Annotated in this window: 19 protein-coding genes and 1 tRNA gene; 4 read left to right on the forward strand and 16 right to left on the reverse strand. The window is 68.3% G+C overall.

The window, feature by feature from the left end:
* Nucleotides 1-159: 159 nt before the first annotated feature.
* Nucleotides 160-234 (forward strand) — tRNA-Asn (locus tag Verru16B_RS17235).
* Between the two features lie 105 nt (nucleotides 235-339).
* Here the strand turns inward: Verru16B_RS17235 and Verru16B_RS17240 are convergent.
* Nucleotides 340-1,095 (reverse strand): CPBP family intramembrane glutamic endopeptidase, encoded by a 756-nt coding sequence (locus Verru16B_RS17240; RefSeq protein WP_157772511.1) that lies wholly within the window; start codon nucleotides 1,093-1,095, stop codon nucleotides 340-342.
* Between the two features lie 279 nt (nucleotides 1,096-1,374).
* Between Verru16B_RS17240 and Verru16B_RS17245 the strand changes: the two genes are divergently transcribed.
* Both Verru16B_RS17245 and Verru16B_RS17250 read left to right on the forward strand, forming a co-directional pair.
* Nucleotides 1,375-3,132 (forward strand): sodium:solute symporter family protein, encoded by a 1,758-nt coding sequence (locus Verru16B_RS17245; protein WP_083270450.1) that lies wholly within the window; start codon nucleotides 1,375-1,377, stop codon nucleotides 3,130-3,132.
* A 4-nt stretch (nucleotides 3,133-3,136) separates the two neighbouring features.
* Nucleotides 3,137-3,331 carry a hypothetical protein gene (locus Verru16B_RS17250; protein ID WP_069963445.1) on the forward strand — a complete coding sequence of 65 codons (195 nt, stop codon included), beginning with the start codon at nucleotides 3,137-3,139 and terminating at the stop codon, nucleotides 3,329-3,331.
* 25 nt (nucleotides 3,332-3,356) lie between these two features.
* Here Verru16B_RS17250 and Verru16B_RS17255 read toward each other — a convergent pair whose 3' ends face one another.
* Genes Verru16B_RS17255 through Verru16B_RS17285 form a run of 7 tightly spaced genes read right to left on the reverse strand, consistent with a single transcriptional unit; the run spans nucleotide 3,357 to nucleotide 10,030 of the window.
* Nucleotides 3,357-5,171, reverse strand: a complete 1,815-nt coding sequence (locus Verru16B_RS17255; protein ID WP_069963446.1) for a cbb3-type cytochrome c oxidase subunit II — start codon at nucleotides 5,169-5,171, stop codon at nucleotides 3,357-3,359.
* The gene (locus tag Verru16B_RS17260; RefSeq protein ID WP_157772512.1) at nucleotides 5,164-5,562 is read right to left on the reverse strand and encodes a hypothetical protein; all 399 of its coding nucleotides are present in this window, start codon (nucleotides 5,560-5,562) and stop codon (nucleotides 5,164-5,166) included. The genes Verru16B_RS17255 and Verru16B_RS17260 overlap by 8 nt, the downstream gene beginning before the upstream one ends.
* Nucleotides 5,559-6,785: a heme-copper oxidase family protein gene (locus Verru16B_RS17265; protein ID WP_083270451.1), complete on the reverse strand. Its 1,227-nt coding sequence runs from the start codon at nucleotides 6,783-6,785 to the stop codon at nucleotides 5,559-5,561. Before Verru16B_RS17265 ends, Verru16B_RS17260 begins: the two co-directional genes overlap by 4 nt.
* Nucleotides 6,782-7,456, reverse strand: coding sequence for an ABC transporter ATP-binding protein (locus tag Verru16B_RS17270; protein WP_069963449.1), 675 nt, complete (start codon nucleotides 7,454-7,456; stop codon nucleotides 6,782-6,784). Before Verru16B_RS17270 ends, Verru16B_RS17265 begins: the two co-directional genes overlap by 4 nt.
* Nucleotides 7,449-8,561 carry an ABC transporter permease gene (locus Verru16B_RS17275; RefSeq protein WP_069963450.1) on the reverse strand — a complete coding sequence of 371 codons (1,113 nt, stop codon included), beginning with the start codon at nucleotides 8,559-8,561 and terminating at the stop codon, nucleotides 7,449-7,451. Before Verru16B_RS17275 ends, Verru16B_RS17270 begins: the two co-directional genes overlap by 8 nt.
* 9 nt (nucleotides 8,562-8,570) lie before the next feature.
* The gene (locus Verru16B_RS17280; RefSeq protein WP_083270452.1) at nucleotides 8,571-9,470 is read right to left on the reverse strand and encodes a polyprenyl synthetase family protein; all 900 of its coding nucleotides are present in this window, start codon (nucleotides 9,468-9,470) and stop codon (nucleotides 8,571-8,573) included.
* Nucleotides 9,467-10,030, reverse strand: coding sequence for a YceI family protein (locus Verru16B_RS17285; RefSeq protein ID WP_157772513.1), 564 nt, complete (start codon nucleotides 10,028-10,030; stop codon nucleotides 9,467-9,469). Before Verru16B_RS17285 ends, Verru16B_RS17280 begins: the two co-directional genes overlap by 4 nt.
* A 113-nt stretch (nucleotides 10,031-10,143) precedes the next feature.
* On the opposite strand from Verru16B_RS17285, the gene Verru16B_RS17290 reads away from it, so the two are divergent.
* Nucleotides 10,144-10,338, forward strand: coding sequence for a hypothetical protein (locus Verru16B_RS17290; RefSeq protein WP_069963453.1), 195 nt, complete (start codon nucleotides 10,144-10,146; stop codon nucleotides 10,336-10,338).
* A 70-nt stretch (nucleotides 10,339-10,408) separates the two neighbouring features.
* On the opposite strand, the gene Verru16B_RS17295 is transcribed toward Verru16B_RS17290, so the two are convergent.
* From Verru16B_RS17295 to murB, 8 genes are read right to left on the reverse strand one after another with little or no spacing between them, the layout of a single operon-like run.
* Entirely contained in the window at nucleotides 10,409-12,139 is a 1,731-nt protein-coding gene (locus Verru16B_RS17295; protein WP_069963454.1) for a GspE/PulE family protein, read from the reverse strand.
* 3 nt (nucleotides 12,140-12,142) lie between these two features.
* Nucleotides 12,143-12,820 (reverse strand): hypothetical protein, encoded by a 678-nt coding sequence (locus Verru16B_RS17300; RefSeq protein WP_069963455.1) that lies wholly within the window; start codon nucleotides 12,818-12,820, stop codon nucleotides 12,143-12,145.
* A 19-nt stretch (nucleotides 12,821-12,839) separates the two neighbouring features.
* Complete coding sequence (obgE, locus tag Verru16B_RS17305) at nucleotides 12,840-13,871, reverse strand: GTPase ObgE (protein ID WP_069963456.1); 1,032 nt, start codon at nucleotides 13,869-13,871, stop codon at nucleotides 12,840-12,842.
* Between the two features lie 41 nt (nucleotides 13,872-13,912).
* The gene (gene ftsZ, locus Verru16B_RS17310; RefSeq protein WP_069963457.1) at nucleotides 13,913-15,190 is read right to left on the reverse strand and encodes a cell division protein FtsZ; all 1,278 of its coding nucleotides are present in this window, start codon (nucleotides 15,188-15,190) and stop codon (nucleotides 13,913-13,915) included.
* A 2-nt stretch (nucleotides 15,191-15,192) separates the two neighbouring features.
* A complete protein-coding gene (ftsA, locus tag Verru16B_RS17315) occupies nucleotides 15,193-16,410 on the reverse strand; it encodes a cell division protein FtsA (protein ID WP_237023446.1) in 1,218 nt (405 codons plus the stop codon).
* Entirely contained in the window at nucleotides 16,400-17,377 is a 978-nt protein-coding gene (locus tag Verru16B_RS19005) for a cell division protein FtsQ/DivIB (protein WP_083270455.1), read from the reverse strand. Before Verru16B_RS19005 ends, ftsA begins: the two co-directional genes overlap by 11 nt.
* Nucleotides 17,377-18,306 (reverse strand): D-alanine--D-alanine ligase family protein, encoded by a 930-nt coding sequence (locus tag Verru16B_RS17325; RefSeq protein WP_069963459.1) that lies wholly within the window; start codon nucleotides 18,304-18,306, stop codon nucleotides 17,377-17,379. The genes Verru16B_RS19005 and Verru16B_RS17325 overlap by 1 nt, the downstream gene beginning before the upstream one ends.
* Nucleotides 18,303-20,600, reverse strand: coding sequence for a UDP-N-acetylmuramate dehydrogenase (gene murB, locus Verru16B_RS17330; RefSeq protein ID WP_237023447.1), 2,298 nt, complete (start codon nucleotides 20,598-20,600; stop codon nucleotides 18,303-18,305). The genes Verru16B_RS17325 and murB overlap by 4 nt, the downstream gene beginning before the upstream one ends.
* Nucleotides 20,601-20,618 lie beyond the last annotated feature (18 nt).

Consider the following 20,618-nt stretch of genomic DNA (forward strand, 5'->3'; position numbering starts at 1 on the left):
TGGAGGCAGGCGTAATGGAAAAGGGAGTCGAGTTGACAGCTCGGCTCCCGGCGATGCAACCAAAACTTTGTCCCGGCCCGCACTTTCCGGGTTTTTACACGACACGGGGATTGACAAGGCGGATGGGGCCTCTCTTTTTGGCCGTTCTCTTTGTGCCACTGCCCGGTAGCTCAGTGGTAGAGCAGGTGACTGTTAATCACTTGGTCGCTGGTTCGATCCCAGCCCGGGCAGCCATTTTCCATGCGGGGCGCGGAGTGTAGGGCACCCAAGGCCCCTACTCCATCCACGCCAGTTGCTTGAGCCGGAGCCGCTTCCGTTCGAAAAATGAATTCGCGCCCGTCACTGGGCGGGCCGGTTTCGGGTGAGCACCGCGATCAGGCAGACCAAGGCCAAAGGGTACACGGCAAACTGCGTGACCGAGGGCTCGACGCCGGTGGCGACATTCAGGAACAGCGAACTGTCCCACAGTCCATGCAGGACCATCGGCAGGATCAGGGTGCCCGACAGGCGGCGCATCACATAAAAGCCGCTGCCCATGATAAACGTCAAAACCACCTGGATGGGCATGGCCGTGGCGGGCAGCCCGTAGATCACGTTGGGGACATGCAGGGCTGAAAATAGCAGGCTGCTGATCAGCCAGACACGGCCTTCGCTGTAGCGGCTGCGCAAACCGACGATCAGGCTGCCCCGCGTGATCATCTCCTCGCCAAACCCGACTCCGATGCCGCCGAGCGTAGACCAGAGCAGCAGGGCCGCGGAAAGGCCCTCCGCCCGCACCCCCAGGAAATTATGGATGATGATCACGGCGACCGCCGCGGGCAGGATCCACGCCCATTTGGGCCCGACCCTCACGGGGTCAAAGAGCACCCGGTGCCACCAGCCCAGCAGGCTGATCGCGACGATGAGGAACAACCCGCCGCCGAGGGTGGGCAGCGCATACCACAACCGGGTGGTCTCGGCATTTTCGCCGATGCGCAGGTAATCGACTCCGTTGACGCTCCAGATCGTGAAGAAAATTGCCAGGTAACCCAGGTAGAGCATGAGCCCGATGGCGGCCGAGGGATTTCGTTTCGCTGGGTACTGATCGTTATGCATGGATATAGCGTGCAGGAGGTGAGCGGGCAATGGCCCGGCATTTTCGGACCCGGTGGGGATCAGAAAACCTGGCCGGCAAATCGATGACGGGCGCGACTTGGTCGCGCTGCGCATTCCACACGATTCGAACGCGCCTGCAAGCCCGCGCACCCGACCACCACGGCGCCGTTCCCCGCGCAGCCGTTGCACGGAATTCGCCAATCCCTGCGCATCAATGGACATGGCCCCGCGCCGGCCGGCGGCGCAACCTGTCCGCCCCCCCCTCCCCGACCCGATCGCATGAATGCTGCGTTTCCCGGCCCCCTCCTTGCCGCCACCGGCGGTGACATCCTGCTCCGGCTGGCCCCGGTGGACTACCTGATCATCGCCACGTATTTCGTGTTCGTGATCGGCATCGGCTGGGTGCTCCGCAAGCACCTCCGCACGAGCAAGGACTTCTTCGAGTCCGGCCGCTCGCTCCCGGCCTGGATCTGCGCCCTGGGCTTCATCGGCGCCAACCTCGGCGCCCAGGAAGTCATGGGCATGGCCGCCTCGGGCGCGAAATACGGCATCGCCACCAGCCACTTCTATTGGATCGGCGCCATCCCCGCCATGGTCTTCGTCGGCATCTTCATGATGCCCTTCTACTATGGGTCCAAGGCCCGCTCGGTGCCCGAGTACCTCAAGCTCCGGTTCGACGAGAAGACGCGCGTCTTCAACGCCCTCACCTTCGCGGGCATGACCGTGTTCTCATCCGGCATCTCGATGTTCGCGCTGGCCAAGCTGCTCAACGCCATCCTCGGCTGGAATTTCCATGGCTGCATCATCATCTCCAGTACGATCGTGCTGGTCTATATCTACACCGGCGGGCTGACCTCGGCCATCTACAACGAGGTCCTGCAGTTCTTCCTCATCGTCTTCGGTTTCCTCCCGCTCGTGATCCTCGGCCTCGAGGACATCGGCGGCTGGGACGGCCTCACCCGCCAGCTGGACGTCTACAGCCAGACGCAGGGCATGCCTGGCGCCTGGAGTTCGTCGTGGACCCACATGGGCTCGGCCGCGGCCAACCCGATGGGGGTCGAGTGGTTCGGCCTCGTCGCCGGCCTCGGCTTCGTACTCTCGTTCGGCTACTGGTGTACCGACTTCCTCGTCGTGCAGCGCGCCATGGCCGCCAAGGACATGAACGCCGCACGCCGCACGCCGCTCATCGCCGCGATCCCGAAGATGATGTTCCCCGTGCTGGTCATCCTCCCGGGCATGCTGGCGATCGCGCTGTTCTCCAAGGGTAGCAGCGGCCTCGCCCTGCCGGTCGATGTCAACGGCGTCCCCGACTACAACATGGTCGTGCCAGCGATGCTGGCGAAATACTTCCCCAGCGGCCTGCTCGGCATCGGCCTCACCGCGCTCATGGCCTCGTTCATGTCGGGCATGGCCGGCAACGTCACCGCCTTCAACACGGTCTGGACCTACGACCTCTACCAGGGGCACATCAAGCCCGACGCCAGCGACGCGCACCTGGTGCGGGTCGGCCGCCTCACCACCGTGGTCGGCCTGGTCATCAGCGGCGGCTGCGCCTACCTCGCGGCGAGCTTCAACAACATCATGGACATGCTCCAGCTGGTGTTCGGGTTCGTGAACGCCCCGCTCTTCGCCATCTTCCTGCTCGGAATGTTCTGGCGGCGCACGACCGGCCACGGGGCCTTTTACGGCCTGCTGATCGGCACGTTGACCGCGGTGATTTTCCACGGCTGCACCCTGCCCGTGGGCGAGCCCGCCGGCATCAAGGGCGGCTGGCTCACCGTGCAACAGACCTTCGCCAGCTCCATGGCCCAGAACTTCTGGATGGCGATCTTCGCCTTCGCCGGCTGCTTCGCGGGCACGCTGCTGATCTCGCTGGTCACGGCCCCGAACCGGACGGACGACGAGCTGCGCGGCCTCGTCTATTCGCTGACCGAGAAACCCCGCGACGATCACGGCGCGGCCTGGTACGCACGCCCGGTCCCGCTGGGCGTGGCCGTCCTCGCCGCCACCGCCGTCCTCAACCTCATCTTCTGGTAACGCCATGCAACTCGACGTCCGCAAACCGATGGGCCTGCTCTTCCTCCTGCTCGGCGTGATCCTGCTCGTCTACGGGTTCACCTCCGATCCCGCGATCTACGCGCAGCACTCGCTCGGACATAACGTGAACCTGATCTGGGGCGCAGTCTTCGCCGTTTTCGGCGCCCTCATGCTCTGGCTCGCGCGCCGGCGGGCCTGACCCGGATCCCGGGCGGTTTTGCCGCTCAGCGGTGCAGCGACTTCACGTGGCGGACCAGCCCGGCGATTTCCGCATCCGACAACGTCTCATGGCCTGCCATCGCCGTGCCCGGCGCGCCGAACTTGATCAACCGCGCCAGCAAGGTCTCGTCCCCGCCGGGCGCCCGGCGCCATTCATCCCGCAGCCAGTTGGGCGGCGGCAGCGTGAACTTTCCCGCCAGCGGTCCCTGCCCCTGTCCGTCCGAGCCATGACAGGCGACGCAGTGGCGCTCAAACAGCCGCGCCGCGGCGCGCGCGGAGATGGCCGGCACCGTGGGATCGGGTTGCCACCGCGCGATCATTTCCCAGCGCTCCGTCAGCGTATCGGCGCCCAGCGACGCCAGGTACGCGACGAGCGCCTCGCCCCGCCCGTCACCGTCGGCAAAAAGATGGGCGTAGGCTGGCATGCGGGAGCCGGGGGACAGCGCGCGCGGCTTCTGCAGGTGCACGCGGTTCCACTCGGGGTAACGGCGGTTGCCCACGTTGGCCAGGTCGGGTCCCTGCCGGCGGTTGCCTGGCAGCGGCGGGGCCTCCGCCAGCAGCGCGGCCAGCGGACGGGCCGGTCCCCAACGCTCGACGTCCGCAGCCACGCCGGGACGGATGTACTGCGAATGACAGTGGATGCAGCCTTCCGCGATGTAGACCTCCCGGCCCTGGGCCACGAGCGGATCGGAGGCCTCCGCCCGCAGGGGTTTCGGCAGGAACACCCCGAGCGCCAGCAGCGCCACCGCCGCCCGGCGCCTCGGCCAGAGGCAGAGCAACAAGCCCGCCCCGCTCGCCAGCACGAAGGGCCACGGGATGCCGTGCAGATCCTGCGCCATGCCGATGCCCAGCGCGGAGCCGACCCAACCGGCGATGGCAAACACCGCCGCCGCGATCGCCGGACGACCATCCCGCGCCGCAAAATAGACGAGAGCGGCGGAATACAACGACACCCCGCCGGTGTAGAAAAACCGCGCCGGTGACCACGGCGTGGCTGAGCCGAGGGCCAGACAGGCCACCGCCAGCGCCAGCCAGGCCACCCCCACAAGTCCCCGCAACGCGCCGCGATCGAGCAGCGCGCCGGCAGCCACCGCCGCGCCGAGATGCATGAGGGCGTTCGCCCACAGGTGACCCTCGCCCCAGGTTGCCCCGCGCAGGCCCGGGGTCTGCTGGATGATGTAGAAGGCGGCGGAATCCAGCCACACCAGGGCCAGAAAGGCTCCCACCCAACGGGCAACCGGCCACCGCCCAACCGCCGGGGCCGGGGCCGTCCAGACTGGCCGGACGCCGGCCACCACGAGCGCCGCCAATACGGCGAGCACCACGACGGCCCACGTCTGGACCTGGGCGGAAGCAAGGAAGAGCACCGGCACGTTGCAGGCCGCGTAGGCCAAGCCCGTGCCCAGCCCGGCGCCGAGGCCCAGACGGCCAGCTGGCAACAAGGCCCGCAGGCCCGACGCGAGTGTCACCGTGTTCCACCCCAAGGCCAGGCCGATGCCGGCCGCGACCAGCGCCAGCCCGGCCTGTCCGGTGGCAAAAGGGGCGAAAGCGGCCGCGACCGCGCAAGCCAGGTAGGAACCCACCAGCCGCCGGCGAAAATGCTCCGGCCCAAAACGCCACAGGGCCAGCGCACTGCCGGCGACGCCGCCCGCGCCCAGGGCCCCCATCACGACCCGCACCGCCGGCTCCCCCGGCAGTCCGGCCCGGGCCAGCGCGAGAAAGGCAAATTCCGCGAACAGCAGGAAGTAGCCGTAGGTCGCCGCGACGGCCACGACGCCGCGCCAGAGCGGCCCGCGGCCGCCTGCCGGTTCGTCACTCATCGCGGCTGCGCGCTAGGAGCACGCTTTGCACGACCACCAGGCCGAGGTCGGCGAAGGTGACCGCCAGCCAGGCCGGCGGCCAGTCCGCGCCGAATACCATCACGCCCGTGAAGGTGCCGGCGCCCAGCCGGAAGACCCGGGTGAAATCAAAGACCGCCCGCAAGGCCCGCTCCTGACCGCGACGCCACGCGATCAGATAGCTCAGGCCCACCGCGCCGACGAACACCCCGACGAAGCGGACAAAGCCGAGCGCTTCCGCACCGGGCGGGGTGATGCCCATTCGCTCCAGTGTCCACCCCGGCAGCAGTAGTAGGCCCGCGCCGGTAGCGGCATCCATCGCGCCGGCGCCGAGCGCCAGCCAGCGGGACCAGGGTGGTAAGGGTCGGTTCATCGGCAGGATTCCTTCAGCCATAAAAGGGAGGCCGTGGCCATCGCGAGTCCCCCACCCAACCGGGCGGCATAGATCGCCTGCGTCCACGGGGCGCGGTCAAACAGGTCGCCGGCGGCGGCACTCTCAACCCAGCCGAGCCCGAGCAGCAGCGCGACCTGCACGACGCACCCGGCCTGCCAGAGCCAGAAAGCGCGGCGCTGGCCGAACCCGCCGCCCAGCGTGTGCAGGATCGCCCCGTTCACGCTCGTCACCAGCCCCGCCATCGCGAGGTGGGCGTGCGCCACGAGGCCGTTGGTGAATTTCAAACGCTCGGACCAGCCGGGCAGAAAGGTCAGCCAGCCGGTAAGCACAAGCAGCAGCCACCATGCCCCGGCGGCGCCCAGCCACGGCCGGACGCCGGCGGGCCAATCGAACTTCGCGCCATAGCCGATAAGCAGCGGCACCCAGGCCAGCAGCAGCCCGAGGCCGATGATCTGGCCGGCGGAGTGATGCGAGACAGACCCGTGCTCCATGCCGGCAAACATGCCCCAGGACGCCGCCAGTGCCACCCAGAACCAGCGGGCGGAGGTTTCCCGCCGGCGCTGCAGCATCATCGGCAGCAGGCCGAACAATGTCACGATGCCCAGCGTGGAGCCCAGCAAGGCCGCCCCGGTGGCGCCGCCGCTGTCCGGGTTCACCGCCGGATAATTGTCCCGGCCACTGGCGAGATACAACACCGCCGGGACGGCGACCAAGGCCAGCAGCATGCCGGCGCGGAGCCCGAGCCCGACCCGGTCAAGTTCGTCGCGGCGCCACCACGTGTGCGCGGCCAACACCGTCCAGAGGCCGATCATGGCCAAGGGCAACAGGCCACGCGCCGCGCCGTGCCAGTCGAGGAACAACTTGCCGCTGGACTCGCCGGCGAGCCAACTGAGGCCGCCGAGCGCCAGCGCCCCGGACCAGGCCGCCAGAACGACGCGTCCATGCCACCGCACGTGCGGGTGCCGCCCGTCGAGACACCAGTGCAGCAGCACGGCCACCAGCGGGAGGGAACACCAGCCATAGAGCTGCCAGTTGAGGTGCAAGGGGACCCAGCGGCCATAGGTCAGGGGCGCAGCCAGGTCGCCGAGCCCCGGCCACAGCAGCACCACCGCAAGCCACAGCCCCACGGCGTTGGCGGCGGCCAGCCAGAACAGGCTGTGCCGGACGGCACTGCGGATCACCGCCTTGGAACCGGCGTTCACTCTTCGCTGAGCCGCCCGTTGCGCATCCGCACGAAGCGGTGGCACTGTTCCGCGAAGCGGCGTTCATGGGTGGCCAGCACGACGGCGATGCCGTCGCGCTCGGCGAGTTCCTTGATCAGAGCGAAGACCGATGATCCCGTCTCCTCGTCGAGCGAGCCGGTGGGTTCGTCGGCCAGGAGCAGCCGCGGCGAGTTCATGAGCGCGCGGCAGATGGCCGTGCGCTGGCGCTCGCCGCCGGAGAGATCCTGGATGCGATGCGTGAGCCGGTGCCCCAAACCGAGCCGCGCCGTGAGTTCGGCGATGCGCGCCTGCCGCGCGGCCGGGTCCATGCCGGTCGCCAGGGCGGGCACGGCGATGTTCTCCGCCATCGTGAGGTCGGGGATCAGGTTGTGCAGCTGGAAGACAAAGCCGAGGTGCCGGCGGCGCAGCTCGAGGCGCGCGACCTCATCCCGCGGGTCGAGCCCGCAGACGGCGAGCTCGCCCTGGTCGGGCACGTCGAGGCCGCCGAGAAGGTGCAGGAGCGTGCTCTTGCCCGAGCCGGACGAGCCCAGCAGGGCGACGAGTTCGCCAGGACGGACCTCCAGGGACACATCCTGCAGCACCTTCAGGCGGCCGCCATCGTAGCTCTTGTGGAGGTTGCGCGCCAGGACCGGGGAAATCACATCACTCATAACGCAGGGCCTCCGCCGGTTGGATGGTGGAGGCAAAACGGGCCGGGTAGATGGCGCCGAGGACCGCGGTCGCCAGGGCGGTCACCACGATGCCCACGAGCACCAGCGGCTGGACCGTGGCCTGCACATAACCCTGGAATTGCGGGACGCGCTCGACGATGGCGAGCAGGCCAAAACCGAGGATGAGGCCGGTGGCGATGCCCAGCGCGGCCACGGCCACGGCCTCGCTGAAGATCAGGGCGGCCACCTGGGGCCGGGAGAAACCGCAGACGCGCAGCACGGCGATCTCGCGGATGCGGCTGAAGACCGAAAGCAGCATGGTGTTGGCCACACCCAGCCCGCCGAGGGCGAAAGCGCACAGACCCACGGCCCAGGCCGTGAGGTTCAGGATCTTGAAACTGCTGTAGCCCGAGGAGAACTCGCGGTTTTCGAGCGCCACCACCCCGGGCAGGGCGGCCTCGACGGCCTGCTTGAACTCCGCGCCTCGCGACTGGTCGCGCAGCTTGACTGCCACGACCGACGCGGCGGTGCCGCGGTGGAAAAATTCCTGGGCCGTGGCCAACGGGAGAAAGACGCCGCCATCCTCAAAACCGTTCTCCGTGCGGAAAATGCCGCCAACCCGGAACCGGCTGCGGCCGATCTCCAGTTCCTGGCCCAGCTTGGCCTGCAGAAATTCCGCCGCCCGCGAGCCGAGGAAGACCTCGCCCTCCGTGCGCCCGAAGGCCTCGCGTGTGCCGGCCAGCCACTCCGCGCGCGCCAGCCGCGGATCGGCGGCCTCGATGCCAAAGCAGGTGATCACCGGGTGTCCCGCCGCCGTGACAATGCCGAACAACATGGGGTGCGCCTCGGCCACCTCGGGCCGGGCGCGGACCAGGTCGACCTGCTCCGCGGTCACGGAGCTAAAGAACAGGTCCGAGACATTGCGCTCGAAGACCAGGTAGTGGCTGTCGGTCGAAAGGATGCGCTGGAACATGCCGATCGCGCCGGTGACAATGGCGAGGATCGTCAGCATCGCGGCCACACCGAAGGCGATGCCGGCGACGCCGATGGCCGCCCGGAGGCGGTGGCGGCGCAGGTTGATGAAGACCAGGGTCAGGTGGCGCATGGGCGGGGTTCAGGCGGCGCGGGCGCGGTTTTTCTCCACCAGCACGCCTTGAAATTGATCGAGGTAATCCCACTGCGCCCCGCACTGCCGCAGGCGTCCCAGGGTACGGGCGATCTGGCGCTCCAGCCGGTCCAGCCGGCGGCTGGCGGCGACCGGCCCGAGAGCCAGCACCAGATTCGGCCGGACCAGGGCGCGGTCCCGCCCGGTGTCCTTGCCGGTTTCCTGCGGGGTGGCGAGTACGTCCTTCATATCGTCACAGGCCTGAAACCATTGTCCCCAGTAAAGGGCGAGCGCTTTTAACAGGCGAAACTCGACCGGGCCCGGCGCCGCGTTCAGCGCCGGCAGGATCAAGGCCAGCTTGATGAGGGCGCCGGTCTTGGCGGCGGCGATGCGGCTGATCTCGCGTCCGCCGGTCGGGCCTTCGCCGAAGCGCAGGTCCCGGGCCTGCCCGCCCACCAGGCCGTTGATGCCCAGACAGCCGTCGAGGCAAAGGACTGCCTGCAGGCGCACCGCCGCGGGATGGGCGGCATAAGCGAAGCCGATCAGGACATGGGCGCGATTGATCAGCGCCAGGGCGGCGAGAATCGCCGTGGCCTCGCCGTGCACCCGGTGCACGCAAGTCTGCCCGCGGCGCACGGTGGCGTCATCCATGCAGGGCAGGTCGTCGAGAAGCAGCGAGGCGGCGTGAAAGTATTCCACCGCGCAGGCCAGCTGTCCGGCCGTGCCCTCAGGCAGGCCGTGGCGGCGGGCCGCGGTCGCGACCAACCGGGCCCGGAAGAGACCGCCGGGGGAGCTGATGGCCTGGGTGATGGCCGCATCCAGGTGCGTCTCCATGCCCGGGGAGCGCGGCGCGTGTTCCCGCAGGATCGCGGCCAGGTTCAAACCCTCGACTTCAGGAGCTTTATTCATGGGGTGGCTTCTTTTTTACCCTCCAGATGAAAGCGGACCAGCACCAGCGGATCCACCTTCAAAAGGCCCATCATCCGGATGACCGGCAGGCCGAACTCGCGGGTGTCGATCTGCGCCTCGCCATCGATCGTGGCGGCCGGGCCCTGCCACTTGAGGGTGACCGGGAAATCCAGGGGGCGGGTCTGGCCGTGAAAGGTCAGGCGGCCGGTCGCGAGCCAGCGGCCATCCGGGGCCGGGGTCAGGGTGGCCAGCTCGAATTCACCATCGGGAAAGCGGTCGGTTTGTTGCCACTCGTGCATGGCGCGGTCCCGCTTCTCCTTGCCGGTCTTGACGTCGGCGAACCGGAAACGCAGGCGGGCGGTGGCGATCTGGCCGTCCGCGCCCAGCGTCACCTCCGGTTCAAACTTCTCCAGGCGGCCGGTGAATGAATCCACTGTGGCCTTCACGACCACCTCCACGCGGGAGGCGGCAGGATCGAACGTCAGCGGGGCGGACCCGCCCGACAAAGCGGTTCCGAGGGAAGCCGCGACCAAAACACCCAGCAAAGGAATCAAGCGCATGCCCCAGACTACAGGGCCGATATGAACCCCGCATGTAAGCCACATTAATTTTCATTCATTCCATGCCGGCCGGGCCTTAAAGAAAACGCCCGGCCGGCCGATGTAAGGGAAGTATGAATACCCCCTACCCTGCTTTTTCGCTGCAAGGGGCGGAGAATCCGCCGCCGCGCCGGCGGCGTGATGTGACGTGGGACCGCATCCTCTTCCAGCCGCCGACGCTGAATCCCCGCCTGGTTTTTGACCCGCTGCCCTTCCGGTCGCAGCTGCTGCCGAGATCGGGCCGCAGCCGCCCGCCCTTTGGTCGCTGAGCGGTTATCCCGCCTGCTTCCACGCACCCGGTGCCGAGGCACCGGGTTTTTTATGGCCGGGCCAGCCGCCTCAGGCGCGGGCGCGGAGTTCCATGTCCTGCGGGACGGTGCTCAGGGCCTCGGCCATGGAAGTGAGGCCGTCCTTCACCTTGACCATGCTGTCCTGGTGGAGGGTCTTCATGCCGCCCTTCATGGCGATCCGCTTGAGTTCGGCCGTCTCGGCCTCCTTGTTGATCGCCTCGATGAGTTCCTCGTTGGTGACCATCAGCTCGTGGATGCCGATGCGGCCCTTGTAACCGGTGCTGTTGCACTTGGCGCAGCCCTTGGGGTTGGCCTTGTAGATCTGTCCCGCCCAGCCGATCGACCGCTCGAGCATGTCCTTCTCGCGCCCCTCGGGCTCGTAGGCGACCCGGCAGACCTTGCAGACGCGGCGCATCAGGCGCTGGGCACAGACACACACAAGGGATGACGAGATCATGAACGGCTCGATCCCCATGTCGGTCAGACGGGCGACCGTGCTGGGGGCGTCGTTGGTGTGCAGCGTGGAAATGAGCAGGTGACCGGTGAGCGCGGCCTCGACGGCGATGTTAGCCGTCTCCTTGTCGCGAATTTCACCCACGAGGATGATGTCGGGATCCTGGCGCAGGAAGGCGCGGAGGGCGGCGGCGAAGGTGAGGCCGATCTGCCGGTGCATCTGCATCTGGTTGATGCCGGGCAACGTGTATTCGATCGGGTCCTCGGCGGTGCGGATGACGACGTCGGCCGTGTTCACCTCGTTGAGCGCGGAGTACAGGGTCATCGACTTGCCGGAGCCGGTGGGGCCGCAGTGCAGGATCATCCCATAGGGCTGGCGGATGCACTCGCGGTATTTGGCCAGGTTGGCGTCGGTGAAACCGAGCGCCGGGAGGGGCAGCGTGGATTTCTGCTTGTCGAGGATACGCATCACCACGCCCTCGCCGTGGTTGAGCGGCGCGGTGGAGACGCGGAGATCGATGTCCACGTTCTTCTTGTTGTATTGCTTGAAGACGATGCGGCCGTCCTGCGGCAGGCGGCGTTCCGCGATGTCGAGGTTGCACATGATCTTCAGGCGGGCGACGAGGGCCCCGGAGACCTTGGCGGGCAGGCGCAGCTTTTCCTGGGTGAGACCGTCGATGCGGTAGCGCACCACGACCTCCTTCTCCCACGGCTCGATGTGAATGTCGGACGCGCCGGCAAAATAGGCATCCTCGATGATGCGGTTGGCCAGCTGGATGATGGGGGCCGAGTCCTCGTTCTCCAGATCCTCGTCCTTGATCTCCGAGTCGTCCTCGTCGAACTGGGCGCCAAGCTGGTCGACCACGTCGGAGAACTGCACCTCGTCGTGGACCTGGTCCTTCTTAAGCTTGTCGCGGATGTCGGCCTCGCGGCCGAGGAGGCGGATCACGCGCTGGCCGGTCTTGTCCTGAATCTTGGCCGCAACCGTCGTGTCGAAGGGGTTCGCGAAGGCGACGAGCAGGAAGTCACCGACCTGCCCGACCGGCAAAATCATGTTCTTCTGGCAGAACTCGAGGTCGATCTTCTCGAAGGTGGCCGGGTGCAGGCGGTAGCGGGCCACATTGTAGGGCGCGAGGCCGAGGGCGCGGCACTTGGCGAGCAGCAGCTGGAACTGCGTGATGTGGTGGTCCGCCTGGAGGATCTGGTCGAGCTGGTCGCCGGTCGGCTCGTCGGGGCGGGCCACGAGGACGGCCCGCTGCTCGGCGGAGAGTTTGCCCATCTCCTGCAGCTTGTCGATGATCTGCGTCTGCGTGCGTCCGAGCGGCATGGCCTAGTGGGTGGTCGCGGGTTTGTTGGCGCTGGACACCGGGAAATGCAGGGGCACCCCGCCGCCGGGGGTCGAGAGGGGCGGGCTGCTGCCGTCGGCCGGGGCCAGCGGCGGGGCGCTGCCGGGGCCGGAGCCCGCAAGGGGAAACGGCGCGCGGGTGCCGCTGCTGCGGCCGGCGGCCTTGTTCTCCGCGGCCCGCTCGCCGGTCATCCGGTCGAGGAAATCCGCGATGATGTCCATCGTCGTGGCCTGCCAGATGATCTGGCCGCCCAGTTTCTTTTCCCAGTGGGTGCGGACGGCCGGGCTGAGGTAGTAGGCAGTGGCGACGAAGTGAAAATCCTCCTCGCGGTCGAACGGCACGCTCCACGTCGCCCAACAGGCATCGAGATCGAGCTCCTTGCGCACATCCTCCGGCACGTCGTAGCCGCGCAGGTCGACGACGCCCACGCCGTGGTCGTCGACCACATGATGCAGCACGTCCTCCTCGCGGAGGACCTTCTTTTCATAGACCAGGATGCTGAGCACCGAGCTCTGGCGGACCTGGCCGCTGGCCGCGACCTCGAGCAGGCGCTCGTTGGCCGCCTCGAGATCCTCGAACTTGACCAGGTTGTGCTCGATCAACGCCGACCCCAGCAACCGGTTGGCGCGCATGAGCAACGGACGGTATTCGGCGGCAGGCATGGTGACTCGAACAAGTTACTCAGGTGGCAGGACTTGGCGATTTATTTTCTTTGGCCCGGAGCTTGAGGACGCGCTTTAGCAATTCTTTCCGGAGCTTGGGCAGACCGGCCTCGGAAAGGCAGGAAATCGGCACCAATTCCACCTTCGGATAGCGTTTTTTGAATTTCTTCAGGTTCACGACGGCGGCCTCCTCGTCCATCTTGTTGGCCGCGACGAGGCGGGGCTTTTTCAGGAGGGATTTGTCGTAGAGTTCGAGTTCCTTGAGCAGCTGCTTGTAGTCGTCTCGCGGGTCGCGGGTGTCGGTGCCGGCGAGGTCGATGATGATCAGGAGCAGCTTGCAGCGCTCAATGTGGCGCAGAAAACGGTGGCCGAGGCCCTTGCCGTCGCTGGCGCCGGCGATGAGGCCGGGGATGTCGGCGAGGACGAGGCGCTCGTACTCCGCGGGGTACTCAATCACGCCGATTTGCGGGTGCAGGGTCGTGAACGGGTACGGCGCGGTCTTCGGGCGGGCCTTGGTGATGAGATTGGTGAGCGACGATTTGCCCGCGTTGGGAAAACCGACCAGGCCGATGTCGGCAATGCTCTTCAGTTCCAGCCGGAACTCCCCGATCTCGCCGGGCAGGCCCGGGCCGGTCTTGGTCGGCGCGCGGTTGGTGGAGGATTTGAACTTGGTGTTGCCCATGCCGCCCTTGCCGCCCTTGAGCAGGACGAGGATCTGGCCGTCCTCCAGCACCTCGCCGATGACCTCACCGGTCTCCCGGTGGTAGGCGATGGTGCCGAGCGGCACGCGCAGGACGGCCGGACGGCCCTCCCGGCCGGTGCAATCCCCGCCCTGGCCGTGCTCGCCGCGCTCGCCGTTCCAGTGGGGCTTGTACTTGAAATCAATGAGGTTGTTCTGGTCCGTGTCCCCCTGGAGGACGACATCGCCGCCCTTGCCGCCGTCGCCGCCGTTGGGACCGCCCCAGGGCTCGTATTTTTCCCGGCGGAAGCTGCGGCAGCCGCGGCCACCGTCGCCGGCGCGGCATTTGATCGTGGTTTCGTCGATGAACATGGGGTTAGGACGTCCGGTTGGCGCCGGTTGTCAAAGCTTCCTCAGAGCGCCACTTTGATGCCCTTGCGGAGGTAGGTGGGCACGTCGAGGTCCTGGCCCTCGAAGAGGTTGCGGTCGGACTTGCCGAAGGCGCCGCGGTTTTCGGCCGGTTCGCCCCCTTGGAAACCGAATTCCTCCTGCTGGGGCTTGGGCTTGGTGGCCGCGGGGGCGACACCGGCAGCCTCGGGGGCGGCGGGAGCCCGGGACCGGGGGGTGGCGGGATCGGCGGCGGCCGCCGGGGCGACGGGTTTCTCCACCCGGCGCACGGGCGCGGGGGCCGGCCGGCGGACAAAATTGCGCCCCCCGACATCGGTGGTGCCGAGCACGCAGAGCTCGACGCGACCCTGCAGGGCCTCGTCGATGGCGGCGCCCATCACGACATGTGCCTCGGGGCCGAACTGCTCGGTCACGGCGGACATGATCTCGTTGACCTTGGTGAGGCTGAGGTCGGCGCCGCCGGTGATGTTCACGAGGAGGCGGTCGGCCTTGCGGGCGTGCTCCGGGGTGTGGAGCAGCGGGCAGTTCTTGAGATCATCCAGCGCGGCCTGCGCCGGATTGTCCCCGGTACCGGTGCCCAGACCGAAGAGGGTCTTGCCCCCGCGGTGGTGGAAAACCTGCCGGACGGCGGTGAAGTCCACGTTGATCAGGCCGGTGCGCGAGAGCATGGCCCAGATGGACTTCACGCCGCGGCCGATCCACTCGTCGGCGCGGGCGAAGGAGTCGAGGACGCTGGTCTGCTCGGTGCCTTCCTGCAGGAGCATGTCGTTGGAAAGCGGGATGACCGCGTCGCACACGCGGCGCAATTCGGCCAGGGCCTCCTCGGCCTGGCGGGCGCGGCGGCCGCCCTCGAAGCTGAACGGCAGGGTGACAAACGCGATGACGACCGCCCCCGCCTCGGCGGCAATCTGGGCCACGATGGGGGTGGCGCCCGAGCCGGTGCCGCCGCCCAGGCCGGCGACGAGGAAGACCAGGTCGGTGTCCTTGACGATCTCGGCGATCTTGTCGGCGTCGGCCTCGGCGGCCTTGCAGCCGAGCTCCGGGTCGCCGCCGGCGCTCAGGCCTCGGGTGAGCCCGGCGCCAATCAGGATCTTGTCCTGCACCGGCGAGGTGCCGAGGGCCTTGAGGTCGGTGTTGATGACCGCCAGCTGGAGGCGGTCGAGGTTTTCCATCTTGAGGCGGTCGACGGCGTTGGAGCCGCCGCCGCCCACGCCGATGAGCTTGATGCCGACATCGCGGTCGGCCATGGCCTCGAGAGGCAGTTCGGAAGAGGGCTGGTCCATGGTCAGGAAGAGGCGAAGATGCGCGTGAGATTGCTCAGCAGGCCGGGTTTGCGCCGGGCGGGCAGCGTGTGCTCGTGCGCGGTGCGCAGGCCGAACTGGAAGATGCCGAGAACGGTGCTGAACATCGGGTCCTTGAGCTCGTCCTTCACCCAGGCGGGCGCCTCGCCGCGGCGGGCGTTGAGGCCGAAGACGCGGGTGGCGGCCTCCTCGATGCCGGGCATGCGGGCGGTGCCGCCCGTGAGGATCACGCCGGCGCCGCAATGCTCGGCCACAAAGGCCGGGCCGAGTTTCTGCCGCACCACCTCGAGCAGCTCGAGGGTGCGGGCGGAAGTAATGGTCTCGATGCCGAGCTTGGGCACCTGGCGGTCCCCGAAGGCGCCGTCGCCGTCGAGCCAGACCTTGTCCGCCTTGTCCCGGGTCTGCACCGTGCCGCGGCCGTGGCGGAGCTTGAGCATTTCCGCCTGGGCGAGGGTCACGCGCAGGCCGATGCTGAGGTCGTTGGTGAGGTGGTCGCCGGCGACCGGGAGGGTGCCGGTGACGAGCACATGGCCGTCGCGGTAGAGGACGTAGTCGGTGACACCCTTGCCGAGATCGATCACGAGGGCGCCCTGGGAGCGTTCCTCCGGGGTGGTCAGGAGGGAGCCGGCGGCGAGGCTGGCGAGCACGAGTTCGCGCACCTCGAGGTGGTAGCCGCCGACGACGTGGATGTTGTCGCTCACCTTGCTTTCGCCCCCGTGGACGATCCAGTAACCGACCTCGAGCCGGCGGCCGGTCAGGTGCTCGGGATTCGGCACGGCGCGGCCGTCGAGGCGGAAGGGGCGGCGGATCTCGTGGATGCGGGAGCGGCCGGCGGGCAGCTCCTTTTCCTTGGCGAGGGCGCAAACCGACTCGATGTCGAGGGCGTTGACGGTGTTGTCGGCGGACTTCACGTTGACCGAGGCCTCGTTGTAGAAGGCGTCGAGGTGGCCGCCGCTCTGGGCGAGCCAGACCTCCTCGATCCGGGCGCCGGCGCGCTGCTCGGCCATCTCGAGGGCCTGGTGGGTCGCCTCGCAGGCGGCCTTGTAGTCGACCACCTCGCCCTTCATGACGCCGCGAGCCGGGGCCACGCCGACGCCGATGATATTGAGGCTGCGCCCGCGGGCGATCTCGCCCACGAGGACCACGACCTTGCCGGTGCCGATTTCGACGGCGCCGATGATGCGACTGCTGTTAGAGATCACGTTGCGATTTCCGTTGTGAAGGGTGAAGGGGGAAAGGGGTGGCGGGTGCCGGCGTGGTTTCCTCGGCCGAGCCCAGCAGGCGCACCGGCACCTGGCCGTCGAGCGTGAGGTTGACCGACTGGAGACCCGGTTCCGGCAGGGAACCCGCCGCGTCGAGCACATAGTCGAGCCGGGCGATCTGCTTGAAGTAATCGCGTTTGCGGCTGAAGACCACCTGCGGCACATCCTGCGCCTTCACCACGATCTCATCGGCTTCCTCCAGCCGGGCGAGCGAGACGATGAGCCAGTTTTGGTAGAGATGGGGCGCCTGGAGCTGCGCGGTGGAGAGCAGGGCGGAAACATCGGCCATGCCGGGGATCGGAGCATAACCCTTGCCGGCCTTGACCAACCGCACGCCGTCGAGCCACGGCAGGCTGGCCAGCAGCGGCTTGTCATAACCAAAGGCCTCGTACGCCACGCCGTCCTTGGCCACCAGCAGTTGTTGGGTGGTGCCATCGCCCTGGCCGGCCTGGATCCGGGCGACGGGCGAACGTTCCTGCAGGGTGACGACCAGGGTGTCGGGAAAACTGCGGGTCAGCACGGCCACCCGGATCTGGCCATGCGCGAGGAGCTTGTCCCGGAGCGCGGGCAGATCGAGCGTCATGAGGCTGGCCCCGCGGGGGAGGCCCAGCACCTCGCTCACCCACTTATGCCCGAGCACGCCGTCGGTGATGAGCACCGTCTCGCGCACGGGGGCGCTGTGCACGGCGGTGGCGAGGGCGGCGCGGTCGGAGGACCACGTATCGGCCACCGCATAGATCCCCCAGCCGGCGAGCGAAACCGACGCGACCGCGGCCGTGACCTTGAGCCAGGCGATCAGCCGCCGGCGGCGGCCGCGCTGCGACATCGCCGGCGAGCTCACCTCCTGGCGAATGGTGCGCCAGGAACGGCCGGGGGACTCGGCAGAGGGTGAGGGGGAAGGTTTCATCAAGGACGGGCGGCAGCCGGCTGGAATCGTTCCACGGCGGGAGCAACCAGTTCGCGGCACAGCGCGACAAAATCCAACCCCACGCAACGCGCACTCATCGGCAGCAGGCTGGTGTCCTTCATGCCGGGCAGCGTGTTGATTTCGAGCAAATACAGTTCGCCCTCCTGGGAAATCATGAAGTCGATCCGCGCGTAGTCGCGGCACCCGCAGGCCGCAAAGGCCGTTTCGGCCGTCGCGCGCACCCGCGTGGCCATCTCGTCGGAGAGCCGGGCCGGGGCGAGGTACTCGGTGAGGCCCTTGGTGTATTTGCTGGAGTAGTCGTAGACCCCCGACTTGGGCACGACCTCGACGATGCCCATGGCGCGACCGCGGAGCAGGCCGACGGTGATCTCCCGTCCGAGAATGCGGCGCTCCGCCACCCAGTCACCGGCCCGGATGCCGCCGAGCGCGATCTCCAGGCCCACCTGGGAGGAAACGATCTGGAGGCCGACGCTGCTGCCCTGCCGGTTGGGCTTCAACACCACCTGTTGGCCGAGCTCGGTGGCGAGGGCCGCCGCCGTGGGTTTGCCCGCCGCCAGGAAATGCCGGCCCGGAGCCACCGGGACGCCCATCGCGGACACGCTCAGGCGCGTGCGCCACTTGTCGAAGCAGAGGTCGCTGGCCTTGGCGTCGCACCCGCCATAGCTGAAGCCGCCCGCGTCGAGCAGGCGCTGCATGCCGCCGTCCTCGCCAAAGACCCCGTGCAAGGTCGAAAACACCACGTGTCGCGCCGGATCCAGGCCCTCGGGGAGCGCATCGTGATCAACCGTGAAGAGCCGCGTCAGGTGGGAGCAGGCCATGGCCTGGGCGACCGCGCGGCCGGAGCCGAGCGAAACCTCCCGTTCCGGGGATGTGCCGCCCGCGAGGACGGCGATGATGGGAGAACTCATAAAACATCCCTCCACTCCTGCCCGTAGAGCAGGACCTCGGGCTCCAGGTCGACGCCCCGGACGCTTTTCACTCGCGCCCGCACCTTTTGCACGAGGGCGATGATGTCGGCGCTGGTCGCGTGGCCGCGGTTGACGATGAAATTGGCGTGCACGGTCGAGACCTCGGCATCCCCCACCCGCTCGCCTTTGAGACCGGATTCGTCAATCAGCCGGCCGGCGGACCCGCCCGGCGGATTCTTGAAAATGCACCCGGCACTCGGCTCGCGCGGCTGGGACTCCACGCGCTTCTTCTGATAAACCTCGATCTGCCGGCGGATGGCATCGGCATCCACCCCGGCCGCCGGCCGCAGCCAGGCGCCGAGTGCGATGGCGTCGTGCAGCTCCGCGCAATGCCGGTAATCGACGTGCAGCTCGGCCTTTTTGCGCGTATGGATCTCGCCGGCAAGCGTCATGAGGCGAACCTCGTCGACCACGTCGAACATCCAGCCGCCCATGGCCCCGGCGTTCATGCGCAGCGCGCCGCCGACCGAACCCGGGATGCCTTCGAGGAATTCAAAGCCCTGGAGCCCGGCCTTGGTCGCCAGCCCGCACAGGTTTTTCAGGCGCAGACCCGCCCCGACCCACAGGCGGCCGTCCGGCTGCGGTTCAAACGACTGCCAGGCCGGATGCCCGAGGCTGATCACGAGGCCGTCCACGCCGTGGTCCGGGATGATGAGGTTGGACCCGCGCCCAAGCAGGAGCACCGGGAGATTCCGGGCGCCGGCCTCGCGCAACAGGTGCTGCAGATCCTCGGCCCCCGCCGGCTCGGCGTACACGCGGGCCGGGCCGCCCACGCGCATCGTGGTCTTGGCCGCCAGCACCTCGTGCTCGAGCAGCTTCGTGGCGGGACCCAGCCGCGCGCGCGCCGTGATCAGGAAATTCTGCCAAGCCGCCTCGCGCTCCTCACGGGCCTTGAGCCGGGCAACGAAGGCCCGGGCGGTCAGCTCGATGTCACCGGCCCCGACAAAGGCCAACGTGTCCCCCGGCTGCAAAGCAGCGGCCAGCGCCTTGAGCAGGCCTGTCTCGTCGCCGGGCAGGTAGGTCACGTGGTCCGCCGCCCCGCCCTGCTTGAGCTCGGCGTAGATGTCCGCGGAGGTGCCGCCCGCCACCGGGGTCTCGCTGGCCGCGTAGACATCCATCAGGAAAACGTGGTCGGCCCCGGCCAGGGCGGCGGCGAACTCCGCCTTGAACTGGGCGGTGCGGGTAAAGCGGTGGGGCTGGAAGACCACGACGAGGCGCCCGGTCGTCCGCTCGCGCCGCAAGCTGCCCAGCAGCGCGCGGATCTCCGTCGGGTGGTGCGCGTAGTCCTCGTAGACCGTAATGCTCGAGGCATGCAGCACGGACTGCCGGCGGCGGACTCCGGCGAATTCCGCGAGAGAGTCGGAGGTGAGGGTCGCGCCGAGGTGCTGCGCCACGGCGAGGGCGGCGGTGGCGTTGGCGACATTAAACTCCCCGGGGGCCCGCACCGTCACCTGCGCGAGGGCAAACCGCCCGCCCAGGGCCAGTTCCTGGCCCGGAGACCGATCCGCGGTGCGGTGCCCCTGGTACTCCCCCGTGCGGCCGAAGGTGTGAATGGGCGCGGTGAAACCGCCGCGAGCCGCGAGCCGCGCGGAGAGCGGACAGGCGTCGCTGAGGAAAATCGCGCCCTTGGTCCGGGCCAGCAGCGCCGAGAACGCGGTCTCCAGGTCGGACAGTTTCGCGTAGTGATCCGCGTGATCCCAATCGAGATTCACCACCACCGTGACCTCGGGGCTGAAGCGGCCGATGGTGCCGTCGCTCTCGTCCACCTCGGCGATGACCCAGTCACCCGCCCCGACCCGGGCGGGCGGCAGCGTCGCGTCGTTGAACAACCCGCCGAGCACCCAACCGCAGGGAAAACCGGCGCGGTGCAAAGCGGTGATCAGCATGGCCGTGGTGGTCGTCTTGCCGTGCGAACCGGTGACGGCGACGAGCTTCCGGCCCTTCACCACCTCGGCGAGCATCTCCCCGCGACGCACCTGCGGCAGCCCGCGGGCCGTCGCGCGGCGGCGGGAATCGTGGGAGGGCGCCACCGCGGAGGAGTGGACGACCAGCTGGACCTCGTCGGGCAAGGTGCCCGGGGCCGTGAGGGTGACACCCGCCTGCTCGAGCAGCGCGCGCACGGCGGGGTTCCAGCCGTCATCCTCGCCGCTGACCATGAAACCGAGTTCCGCGAGGTAGAGCCCGAGCGGGGCCATGCCCATGCCACCGGCCCCGAGGAGGTGGACGCGCGTCACAGCGAGGCCAAAGACGGA

It is taken from the genome of Lacunisphaera limnophila (assembly GCF_001746835.1).
GTDB classification, from domain to species: domain Bacteria; phylum Verrucomicrobiota; class Verrucomicrobiia; order Opitutales; family Opitutaceae; genus Lacunisphaera; species Lacunisphaera limnophila.